The sequence below is a fragment of the Serratia inhibens genome (genome assembly GCF_003591175.1).
GTDB classification, from domain to species: Bacteria; Pseudomonadota; Gammaproteobacteria; order Enterobacterales; family Enterobacteriaceae; genus Serratia; species Serratia inhibens.
In genome coordinates this window covers 227,199-239,320 of the sequence record NZ_QYYG01000003.1, presented here as the reverse complement: position 1 = coordinate 239,320, position 12,122 = coordinate 227,199, and the positions used below count along the sequence as shown (strand labels likewise).

Sequence of the window (12,122 nt, the reverse complement as noted above, 5' to 3'; positions counted from 1 at the left end):
AGCAAACGGATGACAGGACGTTCATCCAATGTTTGTCTTCGGGAGTGGGAAATGAAGCCTTTCTTGCGCTGGTGTTACGTTGCGACAGCACTCATGCTGGCAGGATGCAGCAACCATGATTGGCGTAAAGACGAAGTTTTGGCGATCCCGTTGCAGCCAACTCTGCAGCAGGAAGTGATCCTGGCGCGCATGGAACAAATACTTGCCAGCCGGGCACTGACGGACGATGAGCGTGCGCAGCTTTTATATGAGCGCGGTGTGCTGTATGATAGCCTCGGGCTACGTGCACTGGCGCGCAATGATTTCTCGCAAGCGCTGGCGATACGTCCTGATATGCCAGAAGTTTTCAACTACCTGGGCATTTACTTAACGCAGGCAGGCAATTTTGATGCTGCCTATGAAGCGTTTGATTCTGTACTAGAGCTTGATCCAACTTACAATTACGCGCGTTTAAACCGGGGCATCGCACTGTATTATGGCGGCCGCTTCCCGTTGGCGCAGGATGATCTGCAGGCGTTTTATCAAGACGACCCAAACGATCCCTTCCGTTCGTTGTGGCTGTATCTTGTGGAAAGAGAAATCGATCCCAAGAAGGCTGACGTAGCGCTCCAGCAGCGTTATGACAAAGCGAACCGAGGGCAATGGGGATGGAATATTGTCGAATTCTACCTGGGCAACATCAGTGAAAAAACGCTGATGGAAAGGCTCAAGGCAGAGGCAACGGATAACACTTCGCTCGCTGAGCATCTCAGTGAAACTGACTTCTATTTGGGTAAACACTACCTGAGTCTGGGGGACAAGGACACCGCTTCGGCGCTGTTCAAACTGACGGTTGCTAACAACGTTCATAATTTCGTTGAGCACCGCTATGCATTGTTGGAATTGGCGCTGTTGGGCCAAGAACAAGACGACCTATCGGAATCGGACCAGCAATAGCTGACGAACAACTATCAGCCTGATATACATTGGTTTTTTGCCAAAGTTATCGCCTTAGCGGGCGAGGGCTTTTTTGTTCGTTTTATAATCTAATTTGAGCCGGTTCACACTTTTCAATGAAAATGACTGAAAATTTTCTCGACGAGTTATGTAGACTGGCTGCCATTATTAATGAGGCACGTGTACATGACTACTGAGCTTGAAACCTCTTTTGCTGACCTGGGGCTGTCCGCTCCTATCATTTCTGCCCTGACCGATCTGGGCTACGAAAAACCGTCACCGATCCAGGCTGAGTGTATTCCTCACCTGTTGAACGGCCGTGATGTGCTGGGCATGGCACAGACCGGTAGCGGTAAAACTGCAGCGTTCTCGCTGCCACTGCTGCACAACCTTGACGCTTCCCTGAAGGCACCACAGATTCTGGTGCTGGCACCGACCCGCGAACTGGCGGTTCAGGTTGCTGAAGCGATGACTGATTTCTCTAAACATATGACTGGCGTTAACGTTGTTGCCCTGTACGGCGGCCAACGTTACGACGTACAGCTGCGCGCCTTGCGTCAGGGCCCACAAATCGTAGTGGGTACCCCAGGCCGCCTGCTGGACCACCTGAAACGCGGCACGCTGAACCTCTCTAACCTGAGCGGTCTGGTGCTGGATGAAGCCGACGAAATGCTGCGCATGGGCTTTATCGAAGACGTAGAAACCATCATGGCGGAGATCCCGGCTGAACATCAGACCGCGTTGTTCTCTGCAACCATGCCGGAAGCGATCCGTCGCATTACCCGTCGCTTCATGAAAGATCCGCAGGAAGTGCGCATTCAGTCCAGCATCACTACCCGTCCGGACATCAGCCAGAGCTACTGGACTGCGCAAGGCATGCGCAAGAACGAAGCGCTGGTGCGTTTCCTGGAAGCTGAAGACTTTGATGCGGCGATCATCTTCGTACGTACCAAAAACGCGACCCTGGAAGTGGCTGAAGCGCTGGAGCGCAGCGGTTACAGCAGCGCCGCATTGAACGGTGACATGAACCAGGCACTGCGTGAGCAGACCCTGGAGCGTCTGAAAGACGGTCGTCTGGATATCCTGATCGCGACCGACGTTGCCGCTCGTGGTCTGGACGTTGAACGTATCAGCCTGGTTGTGAACTACGACATCCCTATGGATTCCGAGTCTTACGTTCACCGTATCGGCCGTACCGGTCGTGCTGGTCGCGCCGGCCGCGCGCTGCTGTTCGTGGAAAACCGCGAACGCCGCCTGCTGCGCAACATCGAACGCACCATGAAGCTGACCATTCCAGAAGTTGAACTGCCAAATGCAGAGCTGCTGGGTGAGCGTCGTCTGGCCAAGTTTGCCGCTAAAGTACAGCAACAGCTGGAAAGCAGCGATCTGGACATGTACCGCGCACTGCTGGCTAAACTGCAGCCGGAAGAAGAGCTGGAAATGGAAACCCTGGCCGCAGCACTGCTGAAAATGGCGCAGGGCGAACGTCCTCTGATTCTGCCACCGGATCCGGTGTTCAAGCCGCGTCAACGTCGTGAGTTCAACGACCGTGACGAGCGTGGCTCCGATCGTGGCAACGACCGTCGTCGTGAAGCGCGTCCAGACAGCCGTGACGGTGGCGCTGAGCGTCCGCGTCGCGAACGTCGTGACGTTGGCGAAATGCAGCTGTACCGCATTGAAGTGGGCCGTGATGACGGTGTGGAAGTTCGTCATATCGTTGGCGCGATCGCCAACGAAGGCGACATCAGCAGCCGTTATATCGGTAACATCAAGCTGTTTGCCGGCCACTCCACCATCGAACTGCCAAAAGGCATGCCGGGCGAGATCTTGTCTCACTTCACTCGTACCCGCATCCTGAACAAGCCGATGAACATGCAATTGCTGGGCGATGCACAGCCGCATGAACGTCGTGAGCGTCGCGAAGGCGGGGCTCCTGGTGCCGGTGGCGAGCGTCGTGGCGGTGCTCGTCCGTTCAACGGCGAACGTCGTGAAGGTGCCGGCGCCGGTGCTCCACGTCGTTCTTTCAATGAGCGTCGCGAAGGCGGTAACGCCAACGCCGGTGGCGAACGTCGTGGCGGTAACTTCAACCGTGACGGCCAGCGCGCACCGCGCCGTGATGATGCCGCTCCGGCTGCACCACGTCGCCGTTTCGGTGATGCATAACGTCTGATTTAGCCGTTCGCGGTTAATCACACTGAAAAACCAGCCTTCGGGCTGGTTTTTTTATGCCTGAAATTTGCCGTTAAGCGCGGTTAAATGGCGTATCCTTTATAAGGTTTTTTCTTATGGATACTACGCACAGGAGATGCCATGAGTTGGCAGCAATTTAAATCTCAATACCTGGTGCGCTTTTGGGCGCCACTGCCGGCGGTGATTGCCGCCGGGATACTCTCGACTTACTACTTCGGCATGACCGGCACTTTCTGGGCGGTAACCGGCGAATTTACCCGCTGGGGCGGCCACCTGTTGCAGGCGTTCGGCCTGCATCCTGAGCAATGGGGTTACTTTAAGGTTATCGGCCTTGAGGGTACGCCGCTGCAACGCATCGATGGCCGGATGATCATCGGTATGTTCGCCGGCTGCATCGCCGCCGCGCTGTGGGCCAACAACATCAAGCTACGCCGGCCGCAGCATCGCATTCGCATTGTGCAGGCACTGCTGGGCGGCATTATCGCCGGCTTTGGCGCACGGCTGGCAATGGGGTGTAACCTGGCGGCGTTTTTTACCGGCATTCCGCAGTTCTCGCTGCACGCCTGGTTCTTCGCGCTGGCGACCGCAGCCGGCTCTTACTTTGGCGCCAAATTTACCCTGCTGCCGCTGTTCCGTATCCCGGTGAAATTGCAAAAAGTGCAGGCTGCCGCGCCGCTGACGCAAAAACCAGACCAGGCGCGCCGCCGTTTCCGGCTGGGCATGGTGATTTTCTGCCTGTCGCTTGCCTGGTCGCTATGGACGCTGTTTGATGCACCGAAGCTGGGTATCGCCATGCTGTTTGGCATCGGCTTTGGCCTGCTGATTGAACGCGCGCAGATCTGCTTCACCTCGGCGTTCCGCGATTTGTGGATCACCGGCCGCACCCACATGGCGAAAGCGATCATTATCGGCATGGCGGTCAGCGCCATCGGTATTTTCAGTTACGTGCAGCTCGGCGTCGCACCTAAAATCATGTGGGCCGGCCCCAATGCGGTGATTGGCGGGCTGTTGTTCGGTTTCGGCATCGTACTGGCCGGCGGCTGCGAGACCGGCTGGATGTACCGTGCGGTAGAAGGGCAGGTGCATTATTGGTGGGTCGGGCTGGGCAATATCATCGGTGCCACGCTGCTGGCTTACTACTGGGACGATTTGGCCCCGGCGCTGGCCACCGATTACGACAAGGTCAACCTGCTGGATACCTTCGGGCCGACCGGTGGCCTGCTGGTCACTTACCTGCTGCTGGCGCTGGCGTTTGTCGCCATGCTGTGGTGGGAGAAACGCTTTTTCCGTGCCAGGCCGGACGCGCAGGTGGTTAATTTAAGGAGAGTGTCATGAAACAGGCGGCGATAGTGCCGGATTACCGGCTGGACATGCTCGGCGAGCCTTGTCCCTACCCGGCGGTGGCGACGCTGGAAGCGATGCCGCAGCTGAAACCGGGGGAAATTCTGGAGGTGATCAGCGATTGCCCGCAGTCGATCAATAACATCCCGCTCGACGCGCGTAACCACGGCTACAAGGTGCTGGATATCCAGCAGGACGGCCCGACCATCCGCTATCTTATCCAACGCTAACGCCAGGGCGGCTTGTGCCGCCCAAGGTTACTCCGCGCCGCCGGTCAACTGATGCAGGCGGCGTTCACTCTGCTCATCTGCCGGCACGTACACCAGCATCCGGTCGCCGTTGCGCGGCGCCGACCACCAGTTATTTTGCCGCAGACTCATCACTCCCACCAAAGGGTGACGAAAGCGTTTGACGTTGTTGTCGATGCTGCGCACTTCATGCCGTTCCCAGATAGTGCGGAAATCCTCGGAAACCGCCATATAGCGCGCCAGTTGCGCCTCCCAGATCGGTTCGCCCAAGTGCTCTGCCATCTGAGCGCGGAACAGCGCCACCATTTTCGGCATGACCTCATCCCAGTCCAGCTGGCTGGCACGCCAGTGTTCGTGGGTGAACGCCAAATAGATGCAGTTGCGATCTTCCGGCGGCAGTTCGGCCAGTTCGACGCCCATCAGCAGGCAATAGGCCCGGTTGAACCCCAGAATATCGAAGCGTGCGTTGGAAATGATCGCCGGCAGCGGGTCGAGCTGATCAAGAATTTTTTGCCCGTACACCGATAACTGCTCGCAGCCGCCGCTTTGCGTGGCCGCCGGCAAGCTTTGCCCCGCCAGCCTGAACAGGTGATGAGTTTCCGCTTCGTTGCATTGCAGCGCATTGGCGATAGCGGTCAGCGTTTTTGGTGAGGCTTGAATCGGCCGCCCCTGTTCCAGCCAGGTGTACCAGGTGATGCCGACGTCGGCCAACTGCGCGACTTCTTCACGGCGCAAGCCGGGTGTGCGCCGTTGACGCATGCGCGCAAGCCCCAGCCGGTTGGGGTCCAGACTCTCGCGGCGCGTGCGCAGAAAAGCGCCCAGCAGCTTGCGGTTATCGGCGTGAACGGTAGCGGTAATGCGGGTAGTTACGGGCATGAATAATTTCCTCCTGCAACGAGACCGGTAGTTTTTATACCATGATAATCAAGAACTGGTACCCGTTTACTTTAAAGGTGATGCTAATCACATTCCTGGGTTAACACAATGGATGAGAACAATGAGCGCACCATCAACTGCGGCCAGGCTGGGCCGCGCGGGGTTGATTATTTTGTTGGCGGGGCAGTTGCTGCCGATGATCGATTTTTCCATCGTCAATGTCGGGCTGGATGCGATAGCACAGTCGCTGGGGGCCAGCCCGGCACAGCTGGAACTGATCGTGGCGGTCTATGGCGTGGCGTTCGCCGTCTGCCTGGCGATGGGCGGCCGCCTGGGGGATAACCTGGGGCGGCGCAACCTGTTCCTGTGGGGCGTGCGAATATTTGCCGTGGCTTCATTGATGTGCGGGTTGGCGAACTCCGTCTGGTTGTTACTGGTGGCTCGGGTGCTGCAGGGGGTTGGCGCGGCGTTTATCGTGCCGCAAATCCTGGCCACCATACACGTGTGCTTGCGGGGCCGCGAACATACCAAGGCATTGGGAATGTACGGCGCTATCGGTGGGCTGGCGTTTATCGTCGGCCAAGTGCTGGGCGGGCTGTTGATCACCCTGGATATTGCCGGCAGCGGCTGGCGCAGCGTATTCCTGATTAATATTCCGGTATGCCTGTTGGTGCTGGCCTGCGCCCATCGCTGGGTACCGAATACCCGCGGGGAGAAGCGGGTGACTGTCGATCTCCCGGGCACGTTGTTGCTTGGATTGACCATCGCCTGCCTGCTGTTCCCGCTGGCATTGGGGCCGGTATGGCACTGGCCGTGGCCTTGTCTGGTGCTGTTGGCGGCCAGCATGCCGCTGTTGTGGCTATTGTGGCGGGTCGAACGGCGGCAGGAGCAACGGCGTAATTTCCCGTTGTTGCCACCCGCGCTGCTGCGCTTGGCGAGCGTGCGCTTCGGGCTGGTGATCGCCATCCTGTTCTTCTCCTGCTGGAGCGGTTTTATGTTTGTGATGGCGCTGACGCTGCAGTCCGGCGCGGGGCTGAGCTCATTCCAGTCAGGCAATGCGTTTATCGCGCTGGGGGCGGCCTATTTCATTTCGTCGCTGCTGAGCAGCACGGTGGTGGAACACTTCGGCAAGGTGCGGACGCTGATGTTTGGCTGCCTGATCCAGATGGTGGGTCTGCTGGCGCTGATGTTGACGCTGAAACTGGTTTGGCCGCATCCGGGGGTGTGGAATTTGATCCCGGCGACGGTGTTGATTGGCTTCGGGCAGGCGTTTATCGTCAGCAGTTTCTTCCGTATCGGCCTGTCTGACGTGCCGACAGAGCACGCCGGCTCCGGCAGTGCCATGCTGGCTACGGTACAACAGACGGCGTTGGGGCTGGGGCCGATCCTGCTGGGCACGCTGCTGGTACAGATGCTGCATTTGGCGCCCGGTAATTACCTGAATGCGGTGCTGGTGGCGGTGGCCGCCGAATTTTGCCTGATGCTGGTATTGCTGAGCCGCACGCTGCTGTTTCTGCGGGCCGATCGCCGCCGGCAGACACGGGACGCGGCAAGACAGGCCTGACGGCCCGGTTAAACGTGGGGGAAGCCCTTTCCCCCACCCTTCATTTAGCCTTTCACCACATCACCTTTCACTCCGGCGACAATCTCAAACGAATGCAGCCGCGCCTGATGATCGAAGATCTGGCCATTGATCATGATTTCATCCGCGCCGGTTTCACGCTGCAGCGCCTGCAACCCGTGGCGAACGGTACTTTCATTACCGACTATCGACATGCGCAACGCCTGATCGACACCGTATTGCTCCCCGGCGCTCCACAGTGCGTGGATATTGTCCACCGGCGGCGGCAGCGGGCCCGGCGAACCGCGGCGCAGGTTAATGAATTGCTGCTGCATTGAGGTAAACAGCCGGCGGGCGTCTTCGTCGCTGTCGGCGGCCACCACGTTGACGCACACCATGGCATGCGGCTGTGCACATTGTTCGGAAGGTTTGAAGTTATCACGATACAGCTTCAGTGCCTGGAACAGCATTTCCGGTGCAAAGTGGGAGGCGAAGGCGAACGGCAGGCCGAGCTGCGCCGCCAGCTGGGCGCTGTACAGGCTCGAACCCAGCAGCCAGATCGGCACATGCAAACCCTGGCCCGGCACGGCCTGCACCGGTTGGCCCGGTTGTGCATCGCAGAAATAATGCTGCAGCTCCTGCACGTCACGCGGGAAGTTATCCACTTCGCCGGACAGGTGGCGGCGCAGCGCCATCATGGTGCGCTGATCGGTACCGGGCGCACGGCCAAGGCCCAGATCGATACGCCCCGGATACAGCGATTCCAGGGTACCGAACTGTTCGGCAATCACCAGCGGTGCATGGTTGGGCAGCATTACGCCGCCGGAGCCGAGGCGAATACTCTGGGTGCCGGCGGCCAGAAAGCCCAACAGCACCGAGGTGGCCGCACTGCCGATCCCGGTCATATTGTGATGTTCCGCCAACCAATAGCGCTGATAGCCCCACTTTTCGGCATGCTGTGCTAAATCTAAAGAGGCGTGAAACGCATCGCGCGGTTTGGCCCCTTGCGGAATGGGGGATAAATCCAGTACCGAAAGCGGTACTGCGGTTTTTTCAGTCATGACATCGTCCATCAGAGGAGTGATCGCTTAAAGGGCGATTGCAGGAGTCTGCAAACTACAAAGTCGAATGTGCTTTAGCGTTAAAAGCATAATCCAATTTAGGGTTATAAAAGAGGATATATGTGCTTGTGATATCCTTATTAGAAAAATGGTCTTTTTAGAGTGTATTAAAATATGGACGTGATGATCCCCACCTGCCGCTTACCGTTCAGGGAGCCTGAATAATGAAAAAAAAGACGCTGTTTACCCTGTTGTTGATGGTGGTGGCGATCGCTCTGGCGATATTGTTCCGCGCGCATAATCAGGATCTGCTGTTGCAGGGCGAGGTGGATGCACCGGAAGTTATTGTGGCCTCCAAAGCCAAGGGGCGGATGATCGAGCGCCTGGTGGAGCGCGGCGACGACGTAAAGGGCGGGCAGGCGATGATCCAGCTCGACAGCCCGGAACTGATGGCGCAGCTGCGTTCCGCGCAGGCGACGCGCGATGAGGCCAAAGCGCAGCTTGATCAGTCGCTGCATGGCACGCGTGAAGAGAGCATCCGCAATCTGCGCGCCAGCCTGGCGCAGGCCGAGGCGGAATACCGCAATGCGCAGAATGATTACAATCGCAACCTGAGCGTCGCCGGCAAAGGCTATATCTCGAAGTCCGAACTGGACAGCTCGCGCCGTTCGCGCGATACCGCTTTCCAACAGGTACAGGCCGCCAAGGCCAATCTGGACGAAGGCGTCAACGGCGACCGGATCGAACTGCGGCAGCAATACGCTGCGGCGCTGCGGGCGGCGGAAGAGAATCTGCTGGAAGTGAAAGCCCAGACCGACGATCTGCGGGTTTTAGCGCCGGTGGACGGCGAAGTGGGGCCGATCCCGGCGGAAGTGGGTGAACTGCTGAATGCCGGTAGCCCGCTGGTGACGCTGATCCGCGTACCGGACGCCTACTTCGTGTTTAACCTGCGCGAGGACATTCTGGCCCATGTGCGCAAAGGCGATAAGATCCAAATGCGGGTGCCGGCGCTGCAGAACAAAATGATTGAGGCCGAAGTACGTTACATCGCGCCGCTGGGCGATTACGCCACCAAACGTGCCACCCGCGCCACCGGCGACTTTGATCTGAAAACCTTTGAAGTGCGCCTGTATCCGTCACAGCCGGTGGACGGTTTGCGTCCGGGGATGAGCAGCCTATGGCTATGGAAAGAGTAAAGGCCGGTTGGCGTTGCTTCAGCCACGCGTTTGACAACGAATGTCGCATCGCCTTTCGCAGCCCGGTGGTGCACTGGCTGAGTTGGATCTTCCCGCTGATGCTGTTTGGCCTGATCAGCAGCAACTTTTCGGAAGGCACCTTGCTCGATCTGCCGGTCTCGGTGGTGGACAGCGATCACAGCTCGTTGTCCAAATCGCTGATCCGCAGGCTGGATGCCGGCTCCCACGCCCACGTAGAAGCCTACGATGGCGGGCTGGATGAATCGCTGCACCGCCTGCGCAGCGCGCAGGATTATGCGCTGCTGTACGTGCCGCCGGATTTCGAAGCCAACGCGCTGGCGGGCAAACAGCCGAGCGTGGTGATGTATTACAACGCGCTGTTTTACGGCGCCGGGCTGTATTCCACTCAGGATTTCAGCGGCCTGATGACCGAAATCAACGCCGGCACCCGCAGCATCATCGCCGGCGAGATGGGTAAAACGTTGCCGCCGTTGGCGGACGTCACGCTGTCGTACGGCAGTTTGTTCAACGCCAGCGGCAGCTATATTTACTATCAGCAGTTCGCGGCCACCATCCACCTGTTGCAGCTGTTTGTGGTGACCTGCATGATCTACGTGCTGGCGCGCAGCAAGTCGCTGTTGAAGGCCAGGCCGTTCAGCCTGGCGCTGCTTGGAAAACTGGCGCCTTACACCCTGTGTTTCACCAGCCTGCTGATGGTGGAGATCGCGGCGCTGGTGGGTATTTTTGACGCCCGCGTCAGCGGCAATCCCTTGTTTATGCTGATGATCGGCTTTTTCTACGTGATGGCGGCGCAGAGCGTCGGCCTGCTGCTGTTTACCTTTACCGGCAGCACTATCACCGCCTACAGCCTGATCGGCATTCTGGTGAGTATCGCGTTGACCTTCTCGGGCATGGCGGTGCCGGAGCTGTCGATGCCGCTGCCGGCGCGTATTATCTCCAATATCGAGCCGCTGACCCACGCGCTGTACGCCATGTTCGACGTGTTCCTGCGCCAGGTGCCGGCCAGTGCCATCTTCAGCGTCTGTGCGCTGCTGGCGGTCTATCCGCTGGTTACCGCGCTGCTGGTGCGTAATCGGCTGCTGCAGCGGTTGCTGAAGGAAGGGGGAGCGGGATGAAGATCTATTGGCAAACCTTTGTCCGGGTGCTGCTTGGCATGCTGGAACGGCCGATGTGGCTGATGCTGATCCTGTCGCTGTGTATCATGAGTATGGTGTATGCCAACCGCACGGTGTGGGATCTGCCGGTGGGCGTGGTCGATCAGGATCACAGCACCGCCAGCCGCCAGTTGATCCGCCAACTGGACGCCACCTCGAAAATCGCGATCCAGACCTACGACAGCCAGGAGCAGGCCCAGCGTGACCTTGGTTGGCGCAAGTTGTTTGCGGTGATCATCATGCCGGTGGATCTGGAGAAGAAGATCCTGAGCGGGCAGAATATCGTGGTGCCGGTGTACGGCGACGCGACCAATCGCCTGGCCAACGGCCAGATCCAGCAGGATGTCGTGGCGGCTTACCAACAGCTGTTGGGGCAGTACAACACCGGACTGCTACTGCGCAGCGGTTTCAGCGAACGCCAGGCGCAGGTGATCCTGACGCCGATCGTCGGGCAGACGCTGGACGTGTTCAACCCCGGCATCAGCTTTGCGGCAATCATCTTCCCCGGCCTGCTGGTCATGCTGTTGCAGCACTCGTTGTTGATCGCCTGCATACGCGTCAGCATCGCCATGAAGAGTACGCCGGGCGGTAAAGCACCGTTGGCGGCGCATCTGGGCGGGCTGACGGCATTGCTGCCGATCTGGTTATTCTTGTCGATCGTGCTGTTTGTGCTGTGGCCGTGGGTGCTGGGTTACCGCCAGACGGCGGGCATCCCGGAAATTCTGTTGCTGACCTTCCCGTTCCTGCTGGCGGTGCTGGGGCTAGGCAAGCTGGTCACCGAATGCCTGCGCAGCGTCGAGATGATCTACCTGACGCTGGCGTTTATCACCACGCCGATATTCTACCTCTCCGGCACCATCTGGCCGCTGCAGGCGATGCCGGGCTGGGTGCGGACCATTTCCTATTGCATCCCCTCCACCTGGGCCACCAAGGCGATCGCCGGGGTTAACCAGATGGGCTTGTCGCTTAACGAAGTGTGGGGCGATGTGGTGATGCTGCTGGTTCTGGGGATTATTTACACCTTGCTGGGCGTAGGCGTAGGTTTTATACGCAACAGCGTGGCGTTGCGCAGCCTGTTTCGCAAGCGGAGTGCATAGCGTGGGGCGGTTGTAGTATCGTCGCGATAGTAGAGTTTTCGGTGAATTTGTATTTTTGCACATACGTGGTTTTTTATTTATTAAATATCAAGTGGTTAGGTTTTTTCAAAATGGCCTAATTGTTGGTGGAATTTTATAGTCTTAAAAAATACAATTAATTCAGTTAGATAGTTTTAGTGTGTTCCCCGCGTCAGCGGGGATAAACCGACCTGCAGAAACAATACCAGTCCGGTGACATTGTGTTCCCCGCGTCAGCGGGGATAAACCGGGGGGTGATCGGGATGGGGTGTGGGGGAAGGAGTGTTCCCCGCGTCAGCGGGGATAAACCGTCGGTTTCCAAATATGGGGCAGTAGCATACAGGTGTTCCCCGCGTCAGCGGGGATAAACCGCCCTGCTGGTCGAGATAACGCCGGTAATCGAAGTGTTCCCCGCGTCAGCGG

At 58.3% G+C, this 12,122-nt stretch carries 11 protein-coding genes and 1 CRISPR repeat array (1 of these 12 only partly in view); of the genes, 9 read left to right on the top strand and 2 right to left on the bottom strand.

The genetic code is table 11. From position 1 onward, the window contains the following. Positions 1-51: 51 nt before the first annotated feature. The 5 genes from nlpI (at position 52) to yedF (ending at position 4,697) form a co-directional block, all read left to right on the top strand. A complete protein-coding gene (nlpI, locus tag D4100_RS13940; RefSeq protein ID WP_065505782.1) occupies positions 52-936 on the top strand; it encodes a lipoprotein NlpI in 885 nt (294 codons plus the stop codon). Positions 937-1,052: 116 nt separating this feature from the next. Then, positions 1,053-1,133, top strand: a complete 81-nt coding sequence (yrbN, locus tag D4100_RS26065) for a protein YrbN (RefSeq protein WP_096335046.1) — start codon at positions 1,053-1,055, stop codon at positions 1,131-1,133. Further along, complete coding sequence (locus D4100_RS13930) at positions 1,123-3,099, top strand: DEAD/DEAH family ATP-dependent RNA helicase (RefSeq protein WP_065505783.1); 1,977 nt, start codon at positions 1,123-1,125, stop codon at positions 3,097-3,099. The genes yrbN and D4100_RS13930 overlap by 11 nt, the downstream gene beginning before the upstream one ends. A gap of 147 nt (positions 3,100-3,246) precedes the next feature. After that, positions 3,247-4,461: a selenium metabolism membrane protein YedE/FdhT gene (yedE, locus tag D4100_RS13925; protein ID WP_065505784.1), complete on the top strand. Its 1,215-nt coding sequence runs from the start codon at positions 3,247-3,249 to the stop codon at positions 4,459-4,461. Then, positions 4,458-4,697 carry a sulfurtransferase-like selenium metabolism protein YedF gene (gene yedF, locus D4100_RS13920; protein WP_004952879.1) on the top strand — a complete coding sequence of 80 codons (240 nt, stop codon included), beginning with the start codon at positions 4,458-4,460 and terminating at the stop codon, positions 4,695-4,697. Before yedE ends, yedF begins: the two co-directional genes overlap by 4 nt. A 27-nt stretch (positions 4,698-4,724) precedes the next feature. Here yedF and D4100_RS13915 read toward each other — a convergent pair whose 3' ends face one another. Continuing rightward, positions 4,725-5,591 carry a helix-turn-helix transcriptional regulator gene (locus D4100_RS13915; RefSeq protein WP_065505785.1) on the bottom strand — a complete coding sequence of 289 codons (867 nt, stop codon included), beginning with the start codon at positions 5,589-5,591 and terminating at the stop codon, positions 4,725-4,727. Positions 5,592-5,712: 121 nt separating this feature from the next. Here D4100_RS13915 and D4100_RS13910 point away from each other — a divergent pair, with 121 nt between their 5' ends. Then, positions 5,713-7,155 carry an MFS transporter gene (locus D4100_RS13910; RefSeq protein ID WP_119804619.1) on the top strand — a complete coding sequence of 481 codons (1,443 nt, stop codon included), beginning with the start codon at positions 5,713-5,715 and terminating at the stop codon, positions 7,153-7,155. 44 nt (positions 7,156-7,199) lie between these two features. On the opposite strand, the gene D4100_RS13905 is transcribed toward D4100_RS13910, so the two are convergent. Further along, entirely contained in the window at positions 7,200-8,213 is a 1,014-nt protein-coding gene (locus D4100_RS13905) for a luciferase-like monooxygenase (RefSeq protein ID WP_193395138.1), read from the bottom strand. Positions 8,214-8,437: 224 nt separating this feature from the next. Here D4100_RS13905 and D4100_RS13900 point away from each other — a divergent pair, with 224 nt between their 5' ends. Genes D4100_RS13900 through D4100_RS13890 form a run of 3 tightly spaced genes read left to right on the top strand, consistent with a single transcriptional unit; the run spans position 8,438 to position 11,681 of the window. Next, on the top strand, positions 8,438-9,409 hold the full coding sequence (locus D4100_RS13900; RefSeq protein ID WP_119804618.1) for an HlyD family secretion protein: 972 nt from the start codon (positions 8,438-8,440) through the stop codon (positions 9,407-9,409). Then, complete coding sequence (locus D4100_RS13895) at positions 9,391-10,545, top strand: ABC transporter permease (RefSeq protein ID WP_119804617.1); 1,155 nt, start codon at positions 9,391-9,393, stop codon at positions 10,543-10,545. Before D4100_RS13900 ends, D4100_RS13895 begins: the two co-directional genes overlap by 19 nt. Next, the gene (locus D4100_RS13890; RefSeq protein ID WP_119804616.1) at positions 10,542-11,681 is read left to right on the top strand and encodes an ABC transporter permease; all 1,140 of its coding nucleotides are present in this window, start codon (positions 10,542-10,544) and stop codon (positions 11,679-11,681) included. Before D4100_RS13895 ends, D4100_RS13890 begins: the two co-directional genes overlap by 4 nt. A 178-nt stretch (positions 11,682-11,859) precedes the next feature. Further along, a CRISPR array of direct repeats spans positions 11,860-12,122; the repeat unit is 29 nt; unit sequence GTGTTCCCCGCGTCAGCGGGGATAAACCG (it continues 376 nt past the right edge of the window).